The 13,493-nt window shown below is 73.1% G+C and carries 13 protein-coding genes; 8 read left to right on the top strand and 5 right to left on the bottom strand.

Annotated features, from left to right (window positions below; genetic code table 11):
• Window positions 1-15 precede the first annotated feature (15 nt).
• Window positions 16-1,284: a tyrosine--tRNA ligase gene (tyrS, locus tag AC5K6T_RS06980; RefSeq protein WP_493206556.1), complete on the top strand. Its 1,269-nt coding sequence runs from the start codon at window positions 16-18 to the stop codon at window positions 1,282-1,284.
• Window positions 1,285-1,461: 177 nt separating this feature from the next.
• Here tyrS and AC5K6T_RS06975 read toward each other — a convergent pair whose 3' ends face one another.
• Entirely contained in the window at window positions 1,462-1,740 is a 279-nt protein-coding gene (locus AC5K6T_RS06975) for a GlsB/YeaQ/YmgE family stress response membrane protein (protein ID WP_493206554.1), read from the bottom strand.
• A gap of 241 nt (window positions 1,741-1,981) precedes the next feature.
• Here AC5K6T_RS06975 and AC5K6T_RS06970 point away from each other — a divergent pair, with 241 nt between their 5' ends.
• Both AC5K6T_RS06970 and AC5K6T_RS06965 read left to right on the top strand, forming a co-directional pair.
• The gene (locus tag AC5K6T_RS06970; protein ID WP_493206552.1) at window positions 1,982-2,335 is read left to right on the top strand and encodes a DUF3099 domain-containing protein; all 354 of its coding nucleotides are present in this window, start codon (window positions 1,982-1,984) and stop codon (window positions 2,333-2,335) included.
• 187 nt (window positions 2,336-2,522) lie between these two features.
• Window positions 2,523-2,735, top strand: a complete 213-nt coding sequence (locus AC5K6T_RS06965; RefSeq protein WP_493206551.1) for a hypothetical protein — start codon at window positions 2,523-2,525, stop codon at window positions 2,733-2,735.
• Between the two features lie 70 nt (window positions 2,736-2,805).
• On the opposite strand, the gene moaA is transcribed toward AC5K6T_RS06965, so the two are convergent.
• The 3 genes from moaA to AC5K6T_RS06950 form a co-directional block, all read right to left on the bottom strand.
• A complete protein-coding gene (moaA, locus tag AC5K6T_RS06960; protein WP_493206549.1) occupies window positions 2,806-3,795 on the bottom strand; it encodes a GTP 3',8-cyclase MoaA in 990 nt (329 codons plus the stop codon).
• Window positions 3,796-4,127: 332 nt separating this feature from the next.
• Window positions 4,128-5,747 carry a monocarboxylic acid transporter gene (locus AC5K6T_RS06955; protein ID WP_493206547.1) on the bottom strand — a complete coding sequence of 540 codons (1,620 nt, stop codon included), beginning with the start codon at window positions 5,745-5,747 and terminating at the stop codon, window positions 4,128-4,130.
• Complete coding sequence (locus tag AC5K6T_RS06950) at window positions 5,744-6,100, bottom strand: DUF485 domain-containing protein (RefSeq protein WP_493206545.1); 357 nt, start codon at window positions 6,098-6,100, stop codon at window positions 5,744-5,746. The genes AC5K6T_RS06955 and AC5K6T_RS06950 overlap by 4 nt, the downstream gene beginning before the upstream one ends.
• A gap of 681 nt (window positions 6,101-6,781) precedes the next feature.
• On the opposite strand from AC5K6T_RS06950, the gene AC5K6T_RS06945 reads away from it, so the two are divergent.
• Window positions 6,782-8,308 carry a S8 family peptidase gene (locus AC5K6T_RS06945; protein WP_493206543.1) on the top strand — a complete coding sequence of 509 codons (1,527 nt, stop codon included), beginning with the start codon at window positions 6,782-6,784 and terminating at the stop codon, window positions 8,306-8,308.
• 254 nt (window positions 8,309-8,562) lie between these two features.
• The gene (locus tag AC5K6T_RS06940) at window positions 8,563-9,588 is read left to right on the top strand and encodes a CopD family protein (protein ID WP_493206542.1); all 1,026 of its coding nucleotides are present in this window, start codon (window positions 8,563-8,565) and stop codon (window positions 9,586-9,588) included.
• A gap of 428 nt (window positions 9,589-10,016) precedes the next feature.
• Here AC5K6T_RS06940 and AC5K6T_RS06935 read toward each other — a convergent pair whose 3' ends face one another.
• Complete coding sequence (locus AC5K6T_RS06935; protein ID WP_493206540.1) at window positions 10,017-10,724, bottom strand: VIT1/CCC1 transporter family protein; 708 nt, start codon at window positions 10,722-10,724, stop codon at window positions 10,017-10,019.
• Between the two features lie 119 nt (window positions 10,725-10,843).
• On the opposite strand from AC5K6T_RS06935, the gene AC5K6T_RS06930 reads away from it, so the two are divergent.
• The 3 genes from AC5K6T_RS06930 to AC5K6T_RS06920 all read left to right on the top strand — a co-directional run bounded on the left by AC5K6T_RS06930 (window position 10,844) and on the right by AC5K6T_RS06920 (window position 13,407).
• Window positions 10,844-11,875: a DEDDh family exonuclease gene (locus AC5K6T_RS06930; protein WP_493206538.1), complete on the top strand. Its 1,032-nt coding sequence runs from the start codon at window positions 10,844-10,846 to the stop codon at window positions 11,873-11,875.
• Between the two features lie 383 nt (window positions 11,876-12,258).
• Entirely contained in the window at window positions 12,259-12,492 is a 234-nt protein-coding gene (locus AC5K6T_RS06925) for a hypothetical protein (RefSeq protein WP_493206536.1), read from the top strand.
• 90 nt (window positions 12,493-12,582) lie between these two features.
• Window positions 12,583-13,407: an SURF1 family cytochrome oxidase biogenesis protein gene (locus AC5K6T_RS06920; protein WP_493206535.1), complete on the top strand. Its 825-nt coding sequence runs from the start codon at window positions 12,583-12,585 to the stop codon at window positions 13,405-13,407.
• Window positions 13,408-13,493: the final 86 nt, after the last annotated feature.

Below are 13,493 nucleotides of genomic sequence, written 5' to 3'. Positions count from 1 at the left end.
GGAGACACGAGAACCGTGACGGACATCGTCGACGAGCTGAAGTGGCGCGGGCTCATCGCCCTCTCCACCGACGAGGACGCACTGCGCAAGGCGTTCGCGGACGGCCCCGTCACGTTCTATTGCGGTTTCGACCCGACCGCGCCGAGTCTGCACCTGGGCAACCTCGTGCAGATTCTGACGATGCGGCGCCTGCAGCAGGCGGGCAACCGTCCGCTGGGGCTGGTCGGGGGGGCCACCGGGCTGATCGGCGACCCCAAGCCGACGGCGGAGCGCACGCTGAACGACCCCGAGGTGGTGGCCGGCTGGGTGTCCCGGCTGCGGGGTCAGATCGAGCGGTTCCTGGACTTCGAGGGCCCGCACGCCGCCGCGATGGTCAACAACCTGGACTGGACGCAGGGCATGTCGGCCATCGCGTTCCTGCGGGACGTCGGCAAGCACTTCCGGGTCAACAAGATGATCTCCAAGGAGGCCGTCGCCCGCCGGCTGCACTCGGACGCCGGCATCAGCTACACCGAGTTCAGCTACCAGATCCTCCAGGGCATGGACTTCCTGGAGCTGTACCGGCGGCACGGCTGCACACTGCAGACCGGCGGCAGCGACCAGTGGGGCAACCTCACCGCGGGTGCCGACCTGATCCACAGGGTGGAGCCGCACGCGGCGGTGCACGCACTGGCGACGCCGCTGATCACCAAGGCGGACGGCACGAAGTTCGGCAAGACCGAGTCGGGCACGGTGTGGCTGGACCCGGAGATGACCACGCCGTACGCGTTCTACCAGTTCTGGCTGAACGCGGACGACCGGGACGTGTCGAAGTTCCTGCGGATCTTCAGTTTCCGCTCCCGGGCGGAGATCGAGGACCTGGAGCGGCAGACCGAGGAGCGGCCGCAGGCGCGTGCCGCGCAGCGGGCGCTGGCGGAGGAACTGACCACGCTGGTGCACGGCGCCGGCCAGACCGGGGCGGTCGTCGCCGCGTCGCGGGCTCTGTTCGGTCAGGGCGAGCTGGGCGAGCTCGACGAGCGGACGCTGGCCGCGGCGCTGTCGGAGGTCCCGCACACCAAGGTCGCCGAGCTGGCGCCGGTGGTCGACCTGTTCGCCGAGGTGGGCCTGGCCGCGAGCAAGTCGGCGGCCCGCCGGACGGTGAAGGAGGGCGGGGCCTACGTGAACAACGCGAAGGTCACCGCCGAGGACGCCGTACCGGACGGGGCGGACCTGCTGCACGGGCGGTGGCTCGTGCTGCGGCGCGGCAAGAGGAACCTGGCCGCCGTGGAGGTCACCGGCGCCTGAGCGCCACGGCCGGGCCGCGACCGGCCGCACCGAGGAAGGCCGCGCCCCGCACCGGGGGCGCGGCCTTCCTCGGTGCGGGGCCGTCCCCCGTGGTCACGGTGGTGGTGCCCCGTCGTGGTGGGGCGGGCGTGCGGTTCGCGGTCGCGTGCGGGGGCCGGTTCCGCGCGGGGCCGGCGGTCACACCCGCCGCTTGCGCTTGCCGAGCGTCGCCACGTACAGCTGGTCGCCGAAGCCCACGATGACCACCGCTGCGACCAGCTGGAAGATATGGCGGCTCCAGTCGATGCCGGGGGTCTCCTCCACCCCGAAGCCGCGGGCCATGGCGTTGCCGGCGACGGCGCCGATCATGCCGAAGACGGTGGTCAGCCAGAGCGGGCTGTGCTGCTTGCCGGGCAGGATCGCCTTGGCGATCAGACCCAGCACGAACCCGACGATGATCGCCCACAACCAGCCCACGGTCGCCTCCCTGACGGATCCGGCGGAACACTGCCCTCAGTCTGGGTGCGGTCGTCCGGTGCCGCATGTCGGCCGGGGCGTGTGTGCTCCGGCCGGGCCGTTCCGGCAGGCCGACGGGTGCCCCGGTCTCGAAGGCGGCCCGGCCGCGGCGTACCGTGGACAGGGTCCGGACCCGGGTCCTCACGGGAACGGGTGGTGAGCGGGCCGGGCGAGGTCCGAGGCAGGCGGTTGGTGGATTGTGATGCGGATGCGGCATGGTGGCGGCAGCGCCCAGGTGTTCCGGATCACCGGGGCCCGGCAGGGGCTCCAGGACGATGTCCGCGGGCGTCAGCGCCGGTACGTCATCTCGATGAGTGTGCGCACGCTGTCGGTGGTGCTGGCGGCCGTGCTGTGGAACGTGGAACGGCATGTGGCGATCGTGGCGCTGGTGCTCGGTCTGGTGCTGCCCTACATCGCGGTGGTGATCGCGAACGCCGGGCGGGAGAACGCGCCGGGGCTGCCGTCGACGTTCGTGGGCGGTCCGTCGCGGCCGGTGATCACACCCTCGCGGCAGGAGGACGACCACCCGGATTCCGAGCCCGGTGACCGGGCCTGAGTGCGGTGGTGCGGCGGCGGAACGGGGGCCGTACCGAATCGTGCGGTTCCGGTGCCCTGCGGGCCGGTGCGCGTGACATACTGCCTAGGCGCTCCGCATCCCCCGTCGGAGCGACAGACCGACGCCGGGCAGCTCCCCCCGTGGCTGCTCGGCGTCGCCTTGTCCCGTGCGGTTGTGAGACGAATCTGTGAGTGACTTCCCTGTCTGTTCCGCGAAGGGCTGCCGCGCCGACGCCGTGTGGGTGCTGGCGTGGAACAACCCCGGGATCCACACCCCGGAGCGGCGCAAGACATGGCTGGCGTGCGAGGAGCACCGCGGGCACCTGTCGGAGTTCCTCGGGGTGCGCGGCTTCCTGAAGGACGTCGTGACGCTGCGGGAGTGGGAGTCCCGGCAGGCCTGAGGCCCTGCGTGCCCGGGAGGCGGCACCCCGGGGCGGGCGCGGCACACCCCGGGACCGCGTGTCCGGCGGGTCAGCCTCCGATGGCCGACATCGGCCGGTCCGGCTGGACGAACGTCGGGTCGTCCAGGCCCGCACCGGCCTTCTTCCCCCACATGGCCGTGCGCCAGACGCGCGCGATCTCCTCGTCGGGGACGCCGGAGCGCAGGGCGGCCCGCAGGTCGGTCTCCTCGGTGGCGAACAGGCAGGTACGGATCTGGCCGTCGGCGGTGAGCCGGGTCCGGTCGCACGCGGCGCAGAAGGGGCGGGTCACGGAGGCGATGACACCGACCCGCTGGGGACCGCCGTCGACCAGCCAGCGCTCCGCCGGGGCGGAGCCGCGCTCCTCGGAGTCCTCGGGGGTGAGGTCGAAGCGGGTGCGCAGGGAGGCGAGGATGTCACCGGCGGTCACCATGCCCTCGCGCTTCCAGCCGTGCTGGGCGTCCAGCGGCATCTGCTCGATGAAGCGGAGCTCGTAGTCGTGCTCGACGGCCCAGGCCAGCAGGTCGGGGGCCTCGTCGTCGTTGAGCCCGGGCATCAGCACCGAGTTGACCTTGACCGGGTCGAGGCCGGCCTCGCGGGCGGCCAGCAGGCCTTCGAGGACGTCGTGGTGGCGGTCACGGCGGGTGAGGGTCTTGAAGACGTCGGGGCGCAGGGTGTCGAGGGAGACGTTGACCCGGTCCAGGCCCGCCGCCCTCAGGGCGGCCGCGGTGCGCCGCAGGCCGATGCCGTTGGTGGTGAGGGAGGTCCGGGGACGCGGGTCGAGGGCGGCGACCCGCTCGACGATGCCGGCCAGGCCGGGCCGCAGGAGGGGTTCCCCGCCGGTGAAGCGGACCTCCTCGACGCCCAGCAGCCGTACGGCGATGTCGATCAGGCGGACGATCTCGTCGTCGGTGAGCAGATCGGGCTTGGCCAGCCACTGCAGGCCCTCCTCGGGCATGCAGTAGGTGCAGCGCAGATTGCACCGGTCGGTGAGTGACACTCGCAGATCGGTGGCCGTCCGGCCGAAGCTGTCGATGAGCACGCGGCCCCCTCCCGCACAGCGGATCGCACGTTGTTCTTGACGGTCCTTGACAGTCCTTGACGGTCCTTTACCGTCCTTGACGGTCTCCGGCAGTTCTTGGCAGTCCTTGACCCGTCCCTGACGTCGACGGCCCCTGGCGGGTCCTCGACGATCGTTGAGGATTCCGGACGATTCCGGATCTCTCCGACGTTCCCCGGCTGTCTTTCGCTGTCGTTCTCCGTCCTTCACTGCGAGCCTACGCGACGGCACCGGCCACCACACCGCCCCGATCCGCCAGGTACGACCCGGCCGCGTCGTAGGGAGCTACGACGCGGCCGGACGGACGGGTGCGCTCAGTGGGCGCCGGTGCCGGTGAGGGACCTGACCTCCAGCTCCGCGTACTTCGCGGTGTCGGGCTCCTCCCCGGACAGGATCGTGCCGAGCCAGCCCATCACGAAGCCGAAGGGGATGGAGATGATGCCGGGGTTCTTCAGCGGGAACCAGGCGAAGTCGACATCGGGGAACATCGCCTTCGGGTCGCCGGAGACGACCGGGGAGAACAGCACCAGGCCGACGGCGACGATCAGGCCGCCGTAGATCGACCACAGGGCGCCCTGGGTGGTGAACCGCTTCCAGAACAGGCTGTACAGGATCGTCGGCAGGTTGGCGGACGCGGCGACGGCGAAGGCGAGCGCGACCAGTCCGGCCACGTTGAGGTCGCGGGCGAGGGCGCCGAGCAGGATGGAGACGGCGCCGATGCCGAGGGTGGCCAGGCGGGCCGCTCTGACCTCGTCCTTCTCGGTGGCCTGGCCCTTCTTGATGACGTTGGCGTAGATGTCGTGGGCGAACGACGAGGACGAGGCCAGGGTGAGTCCGGCGACCACGGCGAGGATGGTCGCGAAGGCCACCGCCGAGATCGTGGCGAGCAGGATCGCGCCCCAGGCCGAGTCGACGCCGCCGAGGTGGAGCGCGAGCAGCGGCGCGGCCGTGTTGCCGGACGGGTTGGACTCGATGATCTCCTTCTGCCCGATGAGCGCCGCGGCGCCGAAGCCGAGCGCGATGGTCATCAGGTAGAAGCCGCCGATGATGCCGATTGCCCAGTTCACGGACTTCCGGGCGGCCTTGGCGTCGGGCACCGTGTAGAAGCGGATCAGGATGTGCGGCAGGCCGGCGGTGCCGAGCACCAGGGCGATGCCGAGGGAGATGAAGTCGAGCCTGGAGGTGCCGGTGGCGCCGTACTGCAGGCCCGGTTCCAGGAAGGCGGCGCCCTTGCCGCTGTTGTCGGCGGCCTTGCCCAGCAGGTCGGAGATGTTGAAGCCGAACTTCAGCAGCACCAGGAAGGTGATCAGGACGGTGCCGCCGATGAGCAGCACGGCCTTGACCATCTGGACCCAGGTGGTGCCCTTCATGCCGCCGATGGAGACGTAGACGATCATCAGGACGCCGACCAGGGCGACGATGCCGACCTTGCCCGAGTCGGAGGTGATGCCGAGCAGCAGCGAGACGAGAACGCCGGCCCCGGCCATCTGGGCGAGCAGGTAGAAGATCGAGACGACGATGGTGGAGGTGCCGGCCGCGGTGCGGACCGGTCGCTGGCGCATACGGTAGGCCAGCACGTCCCCCATGGTGTAGCGGCCGGAGTTGCGCAGCGGTTCGGCGACCAGGAGCAGCGCCACCAGCCAGGCGACGAGGAAGCCGATGGAGTACAGGAAGCCGTCATAGCCGAACAGGGCGATGGCGCCGGCGATGCCGAGGAAGGACGCCGCGGACATGTAGTCGCCGGACACGGCGAGCCCGTTCTGGAAGGCGCTGAACTGGCGGCCGCCGGCGTAGAAGTCGGCGGCGTCCCTGGTCTGCCGGCCCGCCCACACGGTGATGACCAGGGTGGCCACCACGAACAGGGCGAACAGGCTGATGATCAGCGGCCGGTGCTCGCTGGCCTCGTTGGCGGCCAGGATGGTCGCGGGGCTCATGCGCCGCCCTCCATCCGGGACTTGATGACCTCGGCCGCGGGGTCGAGCTTCGCGGCGGCGTGCCGCGAGTACCACCAGGCGATGAGGAACGTGGTGAGGAACTGGGCGAGGCCCAGCGTCAGGGCGACGTTGACGTTGCCGAACAGCCTGGTGCCCATGAAGCCGCCCGCGTAGTTCGACAGCAGGACGTACAGCAGGTACCAGGTGATGAAGGCGACGGTGAGCGGAAAGGCGAAGGAGCGGTGGGCACGGCGCAGTTCGCCGAACTCCGCGCTCTGCTGCACCTGGACGAACTCCTCGGCGGAGGGAAGTCGGTGCGCCGACTTCGCGGGGGGCGGTGTCTCGGTGGCCACGGAGTCTCCTCGCGTCGTGGAAGCGGTTGCGACGGCGGACGGGGGGCGGTCGGCAGGGGTGGACGGAGGGCGGTCGGGGGCGGGGGACGGGTCGGGTACGACGGACATGACGGCTCTGACCTCACTGTGACGTGGATCACTTTGCCGGGTGGCGGCTGCGGTGCCTCCGACCGTGATCCGACAGGCGGCACGATCGTCCTCGTGCGCCCTGTCCAACGTCACGGCGCCCCGCACGGTGCGGTTCAACTCCGTTTCCGGGTTTCCGGAGGCGGTCCCGCCGCCCCGATCCGTCGCCCGGCACCCCCGGAGCTGGCGCCGCTGCCCCCGGAGCCGGCGCCGCTGCCCCCCGGAGCCGGCGCCGCTGCCTCCGAGCCGGAGACGTCGCCTCCGGATCCGGTGCCCGAGCCGGTGCCGACCGCTCCCCCGCCGGCCGCCGGGCCGGCGCCGTGCCCACCGGATCCGGTACCGCCGTTCCCGGATCCGGTACCGACGTTTCCGGATCCGGTACCGCCCGCGGGATCGGCAGAGGGAAAACCCTCGCCGACGTCGTGAGGACCCCAAGTCCGTTGCTGGCCAGGGAGATCGAGGGATAGCTTCAGCCCTGCACCACCCCGTCATGTACCTGCCCGAACGGCACCCCGTGCCTCGGGCGGTTCCGTTTGAGGATGATGTGGAGACCCCATGGCTCATCTGCCTTCCCGGCGCCGACTCGCCCTGGCCGTGCCCGTCGTGTTGTCGCTGACCGCCTCGCTCGGCTTCCTGCCGGCCACCGCCTCGGCGGCCCCGGCCTCGGAGTCCGCGGTCCGGGCGCAGGACGCGCCGAAGCTGTCCTACGTGGTCAACACGAAGACGGACCGTCACACCATCGGGTCGGTGAAGAAGGCGATAGCCGCGGCCGACGGCTCCGTCGTGATCGCGTACGAGAAGATCGGCGTGATCGTCGTCCACTCGTCGAACCCGGACTTCGGCCGGCAGATACGCAAGGTCCGCGGCGTGCAGTCGGCCGGCGCGACCCGGACGGCGCCGCTGACGCCGGCCGGCACCACCGACGAGGGCGCCGTGGAGTACCTGACCGCGGAGCAGGCCGCGCGCACGAAGGCCGCCGCCGCCCCCGGCGCCGAGCCCCTCGAAGCCGACCAGTGGGACCTCAGGGCGATCGGCGCGGACAAGGCCTCCCGGATCAACCCCGGCAGCCGGCGCGTCACGGTCGCCGTGATCGACACCGGCGTCGACGACACGCACCCCGACATCGCGCCGAACTTCTCCCGGTCGCAGTCCGCGAACTGCGACGGCGGTGTCGCGGACACCAGCGAGGGCGCGTGGCGGCCGTACACCAGCGGCGACTACCACGGGACGCACGTGGCCGGCGAGATCGCCGCCGCCCGCAACGGCATCGGTGTCGCCGGGGTCGCCCCGGGCGTGAAGGTGTCCAGCATCAACGTCACCGACCACGAGAGCGGGCTGTTCTACCCCGAGAGCGTGGTCTGCGCGTTCGTGTTCGCCGCCGACCACGGCGTGGAGATCACCAACAACAGCTACTACGTCGACCCGTGGCTGTACAACTGCATGGACGACCCGGACCAGAAGGCGATCGTCGACTCCCTCAACCGGGCCCAGCGGTACGCGCAGCGCAAGGGCACACTGAGCCTGGCCTCGGCCGGCAACTCCAACGACGACCTGGACTCCGACGCGATCGTCGACGACTCCAGCCCCGACGACTCCACCGCGGTCGAGCGCACCATCGACCCGCACGTCTGCTACGACGTGCCGACCCAGCTGCCGGGTGTGGTCACCGTCAGCGCGACCGGTGTGCTGAACCAGAAGTCGTTCTACTCCTCGTACGGCAGGGGCGTCGTGGACGTGGCCGCGCCGGGTGGCGACAGCCGGTACCAGATCCCCGACACCCCGTCGAAGAACGGCCGCGTGCTGTCCACACTGCCGGACAACAGCTACGGCTTCCTGCAGGGCACCTCCATGGCCGCGCCGCACGCCTCGGCCGTCGCCGCGCTGCTGAAGTCGAAGCACCCGTGGGCGTCGCCGGCCGCGCTGCAGGCGATGCTCAAGGCGCAGGCCGACAACCCGGGCTGCCCCGACTCCTACGACCAGAACGGCGACGGGGTGCAGGACGCCACCTGCGTCGGCGGCCGCCGGACCAACGGCTTCTACGGCCACGGCATCGTCAACGCCCTGGACGCGGTGAAGTGGTAGGACGGTGACACCGCCGCACGGCGGGGCCGCGACGCCGTGGGGAGGCGGCACCGCGACGGCGGCACCGCGGTAGGCGGTAGGCGGTAGGCCGTATGGCGCAGGCGGTACGGCGACACGTCCGTACGGCGCTGAAACGCCGACGGGCCGGACTCCCTCTCGGGGCCGGGCGGGTCCTCCCCGCCCGGCCCCTTGCCGTCCCGCCGTTCGTTCCTCTTGACTTGCCCGGATCTGTACCCACTGGTGAAGATCTTGGGGTGACGTTGACACGGCCCGGCAGTGAGACGGCGGACGCGCGGCGACGACGGGGCGGCCCGGTGGGGCGGGCCGGCCTGGCCCGGGCGGTCGCCGTGCTGGTGCTGGCCGTACTCGCCGCGCTGGTCCCGCTGCTCGGGCCGTCCGCCGCCCTGCACGGCAGCGGGGAGGCCGCCGCGCCCGGCACCGAGGGCATCGCCCTGCTGCGCGCGGTGGTGTTCGCCGCACTGGCCGTCCCGGCGGGCGAGCTGTTCGTGGACCGGCTGGCCCGCCGGACACCGGGCGCGCCGGCGCACCGGCCGCCCAGCTGGGCCCCGTGGGCGGCGGCCGCCGGGTTCACGGCCGCCCTGGGGCTGGCGTCGGTGGTGGCGACGGGCAACCTGGTGCCGAGCAGCCCCGCGCAGATCGACCTGGGCGGGCTGTACGCGTCCCGGGACGGCCTGCTGGCGCTGCTGGAGGTCAACGCGTTCGCCGCGGCGGGGCTGTGCGCGCTGTCGCGGCGCCCCGGCACCCAGGTGTGGCCCCTGGCCGCGGTGGTGGCCGCGGAGGCGCTGCGCGCCCATCCGGTGACCGAGCAGGGCCCGCTCACCGGGTCCGCCCTGACCCTCGTGCACCTCCTGTGTGCCTCGCTGTGGGTCGGCGGGCTGACGTACGCGCTGCGGTTGCTGCGCCGGTGGGGCGGGGTGCGGGAACCGGCGGGCGTGGCGCTGCTGGGGCGCTACGCGCGCGTGGCGGCGGTGCTGCTGGCCGGGGTGACCGCGACCGGCGTGTGCAGCACGCTGCGGCGGATGCCCCCCGACACGGTGCTGGACCAGCTGACGACGACCGCCTACGGTCGGGTGCTGCTGGCCAAGGTGCTGCTGGTGACGGCCGTCGCGGTGCTCGCGCTGTGGGCGCGGTTCCGGCTGCGCCGCGCCGCCGACCCGCTGGCCGCCTGCTCCCCCGCGCGGGCCGAGGTCGCCGTGCTGGGTGCGGTGGTCGCGGTGTCCGGACTGCTGACTGCGCTGCCGGTGCCGATCCGCTGGTGAGGGTCGGAGCGCGACCGGGGCCTTGGGGGCGGTGCCCGCATCCGTCGCCTTGTATCCCCCGCGCAGGTCCTCCAGACCGGTCGTCAGGTCGGACACGGGCGAGGGGGCGAGGGGGCCGTCCAGCGCGTCAGGGAGCAGCCCGGGGAGGTGGACGCGCACGGGGGCGACGCCGCCGCGCGGCGCGATGTCCGGGTCGAACAGCACGGCGGGCTCGGGGCCGGTGCCGCGGCCGGGCGGCACACTGACGAAGCCGACGGCGCCGCCGTCCCGGGTGATGCCGACGGCCGTGCGCAGGGACGGTCCGGTGCCGGCCGCCGCGACGACCGCCCGCCGCGCCCTGGCCGCGGCGTTCCGCCGTACGCCGCGCGGCCGGCGACGCGCGCGGAGCTCCCGGCCGGCCGGAGCGGGGGCGGGTGCCGGAGCGGGGCTCAGACACCGGCCGCGCCGAGGAGTGCTCCGGCCGCGTAGGTGACCGCCATCGCCAGGGCGCCTCCGCCGACGTTGCGCACCACCGCACGGCCCGGAGCGGCCGCGCCGAGGCGGGCGCTGCTCCAGCCGGTGCAGCACAGGGCGGCCAGCACGGACAGCACGGTCACGGGCAGGCGCCAGCCGGCGGGGGGCAGGACGATGGCGAGGAGCGGCAGCAGTGCCCCGGCGGTGAAGGCGAGGAAGCTCGCCCAGGCCGCGTGCCAGGGGTTCGTCAACGCGTCCGGGTCGATCCCGAGCTCCACGCGCGCGTGTGCGCGCAGCGCGTCCCGCTCCGTCAGCTGCACCGCGGCCTCGCGCGCGACGTCCCGGGACAGGCCGCGCTCGTGCAGAAGGTCGGTCAGCTCCCGCAGCTCGGCCTCGGGTTGCTCGCTCAGCTCCCGCTTCTCCTGCGCCAGGGCCGCCTTCTCGGAGTCGCGCTGGGTGGACACCGACACGTACTCGCCCGCGGCCATCGACATCGAGCCGGCCAGCAGCCCGGACAGGCCCGCCGTCAGCAGGGCGGCGCGGCTGTCCGTGGCACCGGCCACGCCGACGACGAGGCCGGCCGTGGAGACGATGCCGTCGTTGGCGCCGAGCACCGCCGCGCGGAGCCAGTTGAGCCGCTCGCCGAGCGTGCCGTGGGCCTCGTCGTGCGTGGGTTGGGTCACATCCGGAGGATGTCACCCGTCCGCGGGGCGCACGGGGATCGACCCGCGCACCGAACGGGCCGCGGCGACAGGCCGCCTGGGGTCCGCGCTGTCGGTCCCGGCCCGTATCCTCAGTGACCATGCTCGAAGACCGCACGACCGCAGCGTCCTCCCCCACATCGTGGCCGGCCGCGTATCCCCGTGGATACGCGGTCGTTGACGTGGAGACCACCGGCCTGGCCCGCGACGACCGGATCGTGTCGGCGGCCGTGTACCGGCTGGACGCACGCGGCGAGGTCGAGGACCACTGGTACTCGCCGGTGAACCCGGAGCGGGACCCGGGCCCGGTGTGGATCCACGGGCTGACCAGCGAGGCGCTCTCCGGAGCACCGCTGTTCGCCGACATCGCCGCGGAGTTCGCCGGCCGGCTCGCGGACCGGGTGCTCGTCGCGCACAACGCCGTCTTCGACTGGCAGATGATCGCCCGCGAGTACGCGCGGGCCGGCCGCGAGGCGCCGGTGCGGCAGCGGCTGTGCACCATCGCGCTGGCCAAGGAGCTGGACCTGCCGCTGCCGAACCACAAGCTGGAGTCGCTGGCCGCGCACTTCGGGGTCGTGCAGCAGCGCGCGCACCACGCGCTCGACGACGCGCGGGTGCTGGCGGAGGCGTTCCGCCCGAGCCTGCGTGCTGCGGCGGCGGGCAGCGTGCGCCTCCCGCTGCAGGAGTGCCGTCCGCTGACGGAGTGGGCGGACCGGCCGGCGCCGCGCATCGGCCGCCAGGCGGGCGGCGCCGGCGGCTCCGGAGGGCAGGGCGGCTACGGCGGCTACCGGGCGGGAGGTTGGCGCCCCTCCCGCAGGCGGCCCGCCTGCCCGTACCCCAACCCCGGCCGCTACGAGGAGGGCCGACGGCTCAAACAGGGCATGCGGGTCGCCTTCTCGGGTGACACCTCCGTCGAACGCGAGCTGCTGGAGGACCGGGCGGTCGAGGCGGGGCTGCACGTGGCCACGAGCATCTCCCGGCTGACCAGTCTGCTGGTCACCAACGACCCCGGCTCCGGTACCTCGAAGGTGGTCAGGGCGAGGCAGTACGGCACACCCGTGGTGGACGAGGCCGCGTTCGGGCAGCTGCTGCGGGATGTGGAACCGGCGGACGACGGGCCGGCCGGGCACTGAGGCCCGGGCCGGGTGTGCCGTGGCCGGACGTCGCCCCGGCACGGACCGTCCTGGCCGGCCGGGACGGATCGAGACGGCGCCGGGACGGACCGACACGGACCGACACGGACCGACACGGACCGACACGGACCGACACGGACCGACGCGGACCGACGCGGACCGAGACGGATCGCTGTGGAGCCAGGTGGATCCGCAGAGGTCTACGGCGTTCCACATGGATCCGCGGGGATCCCCGTGGACCGAGGTCGGTCGTGCCGGCTCCCCGCGCCCGTGGGGGAAGGCGGTCCGGGCGGGGGCCCGGGACCGGGCGGACGGGTGACGGGCGGGCGACTCGCCCGGTGCCCGCTCGCCCTGGCCGGGGAGGACGGCTCACGCTGTGACCTATGGCGAGATGCGAAGTATGCGGCAATGACTACGGAATGACCTTCGAGGTGCACGCGCAGGGCGCCGTGCACGTGTTCGACTGCTTCTCGTGTGCGATCCATCGCATGGCCCCCATCTGCGAGCACTGCCGGGTGCAGATCATCGGCCAGGGCGTGGACGTGGAGGGGCACTGGTACTGCGGCGCCCACTGCGCCCGCGCGGAAGGGAAGGCGGGGATCGTCGACCGGGCGTGAGCAGCCGGGTGCGAGGAGCGGCCGGCCGGCCGATCGCCGGTGGAGACCCCCTCCGGGAACACCCCGTGGCCCGCGATGTACCGTCGTGGGGTGTTCCGCTTCCTGTTGTCCCGGCAGTGGGTGATCCTCACCCTCGTCGCCGTCGCGCTCGTTCCGACGATGATCGAGCTGGGCTTCTGGCAGCTGCACCGCCATGAGCACCGGGTCGCGCTGAACCGGGCGATCGGCGACGCGCTCGCCGCGAGGCCGGTCCCCGCCGAGTCGCTCACCGAGCCCGGTGCCACGGTGCGGGACGCCGACCGGTACCGCCGGGTGACGGCCTTTGGCCGCTTCGACCCGGCCCGCGAGGTCGTCGTACGCCGCCGTACGAACGCCGACGAGAAGGTCGGCTTCCACGTCCTGACGCCCTTCGTCCTCGACGACGGCACGGTGCTGCTGGTCAACCGCGGCTGGATTCCCGCGGACGGCGCGCAGACCGAGTTCCCCCGCATCCCGGCACCGCCGAAGGGCGAGCTCACCGTCACCGGCCGGCTGATGCCCGACGAGACGACGGCGGGCAGCGGCATCAAGGACGTACGGGGCCTGCCTGACCGGCAGGTCATGCTGATCAGCAGCGGGCAGGCCGAGGACCGGCTCGGCTCGCCGGTCCTCGGGGGCTACGTCGAACTGGTGGCGCCCGCGCCGCGCGGCGACTCCCCCGAGCCGGTTCCCGCGCCCGACCACGACGCCATCGGCCCGCACCTGGCGTACGCCGTCCAGTGGTGGCTGTTCTGCGCGGGCGTCCCCATCGGCTGGTGCGTGCTGGTCCGCCGCGAGCTGCGGGACCGCCGGGAGTCGGCTGCCGCTGCCGCCGCGGGCGCCGGGCCGCCCGCGGAGAACGGGCCGCCCGCCGGGAACGAGCCCGTGACGGTGTAGCGGACGCACCCCGGTGCGGGCGGGCCCCTCGCCGGACCGGCGTCACCCGCCCGGCCCCGCTCCTGGTTGCCTCCTCCCGCCTGAGG

This window comes from Streptomyces sp. B8-7, assembly GCF_058833805.1.
Note: the sequence above shows the minus strand (reverse complement) of the source record. Positions and strands in the feature narration are given on the sequence as shown.